At 57.9% G+C, this 4,068-nt stretch carries 2 protein-coding genes and 1 pseudogene; 1 reads left to right on the top strand and 2 read right to left on the bottom strand.

Annotated elements, in window-relative coordinates; genetic code table 11:
* Nucleotides 1–666 precede the first annotated feature (666 nt).
* Both ABQJ48_RS37430 and ABQJ48_RS37425 read right to left on the bottom strand, forming a co-directional pair.
* The gene (locus tag ABQJ48_RS37430) at nucleotides 667–918 is read right to left on the bottom strand and encodes a hypothetical protein (RefSeq protein WP_367842884.1); all 252 of its coding nucleotides are present in this window, start codon (nucleotides 916–918) and stop codon (nucleotides 667–669) included.
* 536 nt (nucleotides 919–1,454) lie between these two features.
* The gene (locus tag ABQJ48_RS37425; RefSeq protein ID WP_367842883.1) at nucleotides 1,455–1,811 is read right to left on the bottom strand and encodes a DUF4148 domain-containing protein; all 357 of its coding nucleotides are present in this window, start codon (nucleotides 1,809–1,811) and stop codon (nucleotides 1,455–1,457) included.
* A 748-nt stretch (nucleotides 1,812–2,559) separates the two neighbouring features.
* Between ABQJ48_RS37425 and ABQJ48_RS37420 the strand changes: the two are divergent.
* Nucleotides 2,560–3,881: pseudogene (locus ABQJ48_RS37420) on the top strand (IS5 family transposase).
* The last annotated feature ends 187 nt before the right edge of the window (nucleotides 3,882–4,068 follow it).

The raw sequence follows: 4,068 nt of genomic DNA, 5'->3' as shown, positions 1-4,068 counted from the left end.
TCCGGCCCTCACCAGGTCGACCATTTGCGCCCGAAATTCGGCCGGGTACGGGGTACGATGCTTGCCCATAATCGGCACCTCCTTCTCCAAAGGATAGATGTCCGTTTTTCTGGGTCAACTTCAAGCCGCTCTAAGTCATGTGGATAGAACCGAGCCGTTACACCACAAACCGAGTCGCTCCACCATTTAACCGAGCCGCTCCACCAATAGAACCGAGCCGTTCCACCAATAGCACCCCCAAAACCCGCGTCGAGCAAGGTTTCGACCCTGCCTGTCGCACCCTCACGTCGACCTCAACTCACCCTCAAACCATGTGAATCGGCAAACACAAGTCGAGGACAGGATGCCAGGTGTACGTACAAACTGAGTTTGCACATCCATCTGGGGATGCTCAGTGCTTCGCCCCCGAGACCCGCATCGTGAATTTTCTTACGCCTACGCGCGTGCTGGAATCTGATTCCACGGTAGCCGACTAGAGGTGCGGTACTCGGTCTTCACAGCGAGACGAAAAAAGGCCCACCGAAGTGGGCCAACGCGCTTTCTCAGGAGAGAGGGCCGCACCCAGGAGAATGCGGACCTCTCTCTGAGCCATCTCTGCGGCAGCCAAAGACGTGGCTCAGAGAGAGGAGAAGGAACACCATTCCTTCCCCCTTTCACGCTGGACGCTTAGACCTTCACGCCGCCGAGCATGCTACCCACAGCGTCGAGCGACTTCGTGATGTTCTTCACATCGACGTCGGTATGCGTCGAAGCGTCGAGTGCGACCACCGGGTTCACGATGGTTTGCGGGCTGGCGAACGAGAAGCCGCCGTTGTAGTTGGTGTTGATGCCGCCGTAGGCGGAGTTGCCGCCCACGATAGCGCCCATTTCAGCGCGGTCGAGTTCTTTGCTAACGGCGAGGTTCTGGATCTTCAGCATGATAAATCTCCTATTCGGTAGGTTGGATGAGCACTGATTGTTGCGCTCGCAGCTACATATGCGAGCGGCGTGCCAACGGAGTCTCGAGCAGTGATTCCATCCTCATAAGTCCATGATTCAAATGAGATAAATAAAACAAACTGGAAATCTAGCGGCTGCCTCGGCCGATCTGCTCGCGCGCTTAGTTCGGCTCCGACGAACCGCACCGCATTACCTGTTGGCTTTCGACGAACAGCGCTTGAGGCGGGCAAAAAAGCCCGCCGAAGCGGGGCAGCCCGGCCGGATAGGCATCTGTCGGACTCCGACAGATAGCAGGGAACGTCCCGCACGACACCACCATCGATGGAATGAGAGAAAAGGCGCCCAGACCGTAAGGGCTTGGGCGAAGCCACCGGGAGCCGACGGCGGAGGTATCGATACGAAACTGGCCCGCTACCGGGCGTTACCTCGATAGCGGGCCAGTTCCTGGAATGGGGCGCGCAGAGGACGATGCTCGGCGACCGGATGGGGCACCGGCGGCTCGTCAACCTGAAGGGTTAATGCGCGCCGAAGTAAATCGGCTTCATACCATCATTGGCCGCCGGGCTGGCGGCTGCGGGTGCACCGGATGACGACGAACCGCTGACAACCCCACCCATGCCGCTGGTGTCAGCTACGCGATTCTGTGCTGTTGCCGTTTGCGCATTTTGCGCAGCGACCTTGGCTTCAGCAGCCTGAATCTGTGCCGGATAGGTGGTGCGGTCGCCCTCGCCCGGGCGATAGCCAGCATTTTCCAGCTGGACCAGTTCCGCGCGGACCTGGGCACGGGTCACAGGCACATTCGATTGAGCAAACACGGCAACCGGAGCGGCAAGGGCAGCGGCGATGACCACGGCTTGAATAAGGGACTTCATGGTTACTACCCTCCAGACTTTGTTTTTCTGCTACGAACAGCCCTGTTCGTAAACCAATGACGACAGTCTAGGTAAGCGCGCGCTTAAGATTAAGGCCCCTGTCCGAAATGGATTGTTGTGTAATACGGGTTAACCCTATTAAGGGTGATCGTGGGGTGTGAGCGTCAGTCTAAGGTTTACCCCAGACTGACACACCGCAAACAAAGAAGCCGGTGCCCTTTCGGGTGGCCGGCTTTTGTCTTCCTGTCACAGAGCGTCGACACGCTCTGTTGTCGCCAAAAAAAGCCCGCCTCAGTGGGCGGGCTAATCCATGTCCTTGGGGGAGAACTTGGAGGAGACGGACACAGTATAAACCCTGATCTCCATCCGCAGCAGACCGAAAAAAACCGACATCAAGCGATGCCGGCTGGAAGTTCTGGCTATTCCGATGCGCATTATCTCATGAGGAAGATTACTCAGACGAAAGGCTCACCCTGCGGGCTGTTCTGGCGTGTCGTCAGAGCCGCAACTCAGCTCGCCTCCACCTCAATCGTGTCCGGGTAGATGTCGCGGTCATAGGCCGCTTGCTCGACATCTTCCGGCGACTCACAGCCGGCGATGCCGCCGATTTCCTCGCCAGCCTGAATAGTCGAGTCTGAAAAATTCGGAGAGCGGTGTGCAGCAAGGGTTTAGAGCGGAAAGTTGTTGATGGATTTGCAGGATCCTGGCAGATTATGGGTGGTTTCCTGCAAATTCTGTCGAGGTCTGGATGGGTCCGAAGACAGCGGTGAGTGAAGGCGATTTGTTCTGGCATCCTCTGCGCGAGCAGATCAACCTGAAGCATCCGCTGGTGCGTCTGGCCGATCTGATCAACTGGGATGGATTGAATGCGTCGATGAGCGCGAGCTTCGTCTCACGCAAAGGTCGGCCGGCCACATCACCGAGGCTGATTGCTGGTTTGTTGTATCTCCAGCATGCGTTCGATCTTTCGGACGAGGAAGTGGTCTGGCAATGGGTGGAGAATCCTTATTGGCAGGTCTTCACTGGCGAAACGTTTTTGCAGACTGAGCCGCCGATTAATCCGTCGAGCCTGACCCGCTGGCGCAAGCGTCTGGGCGAAGTCGGAGTCGAAGAACTGCTGGCCGAGACGATCCAAGCGGCGAAGCGCGGGGGCGTGATCAGGGCCTCAAGTGCAAAGCGCGTAATCGTTGACACGACTGTCATGCAAAAGGCGATCGCCCATCCAACCGATTCGCGCCTGCTTGAGCGGTGTCGCGAACATCTGGTGAAGGCAGCGGCCGGCACGGATTGAAGCTGCGGCAGAATTACAATCGCGAGGCGCCGCACCTGGCGCGTCAAATTGGCCGCTACGCGCATGCGAAGCAGTACAAGCGCATGAAGAAGGCGCTTCGCACGTTGCGCTCGCGCGTTGGGCGGGTGATGCGTGATGTGGAGCGTCAGCTTGATTCAGTCGCCGATACTGGGCGCATCGCGCTGCAGGAGTTGATCGGTCGCACGAGGCGGGTCCTGTCGCAAAAGCAGAAGGACAAAAACAAGCTGTACGCACTGCATGCGCCGGAAGTCGAATGTTTGGCGAAAGGCAAGGCTCGCACACCCTACGAATTCGGTGTGAAGGTGTCGATCACGACGACACACAAGGAAGGGCTTGTGGTTGGCGCCCGCTCGATGCCGGGTAACCCATACGACGGTCACACGCTGGCTGAAGCGTTGGAGCAGGCGGCGATCCTGAGCGATGTGAATCCCGAAGTCGCCATCGTGGATCGCGGCTACAGGGGTGTCGCTGTCGAGGGAGTGAAGATCTATCACCCGGGATTGCGGCGCGGTATCACGCGCCAGTTGCGCGCAATGATCCAACGACGAAGCGCAATCGAGCCTGCCATTGGTCACATGAAGACGGACGGCAAACTCGATCGAAACTGGCTTAAAGGCACGCTCGGTGATGCGATTCACGCTGTGCTGTGTGGTGCCGGCCACAACCTGCGCATGATCCTCAGAAAGCTGCGGATTTTTTGCGCCCTTGTTCTGTTCGCTTTGCTCAACCGCTCGACCAGTGTCGTCTTCAAGGCGTGACGGCTAGCGCCGCGCAAAACGAATTATTCAGGCCGGACTGAATAAGCCGGCCGGACCATTGGCCCTAGCAGGCTGTTGAAATTGGGAACGGTGTAAACGGGCTTCGAGGCCCGAGCGTTATGGATATTGTGTTCATGACCTTGGGCGATGAGTGCGATGCGTGGAATGGACGAGATGCAAGAACCGC

Origin of the sequence: Paraburkholderia suaedae, from assembly GCF_040812055.1 — a bacterium.
In the GTDB taxonomy this organism is placed as follows: Bacteria; Pseudomonadota; Gammaproteobacteria; order Burkholderiales; family Burkholderiaceae; genus Paraburkholderia.
Note: the sequence above shows the minus strand (reverse complement) of the source record. Positions and strands in the feature narration are given on the sequence as shown.

Coding starts and splice junctions, on each gene's coding strand:
- ABQJ48_RS37430 (WP_367842884.1), bottom strand. CDS start 918: ATGCTGAAGATCCAGAACCTCGCCGTTAGCAAAGAACTCGACCGCGCT.
- ABQJ48_RS37425 (WP_367842883.1), bottom strand. CDS start 1,811: ATGAAGTCCCTTATTCAAGCCGTGGTCATCGCCGCTGCCCTTGCCGCT.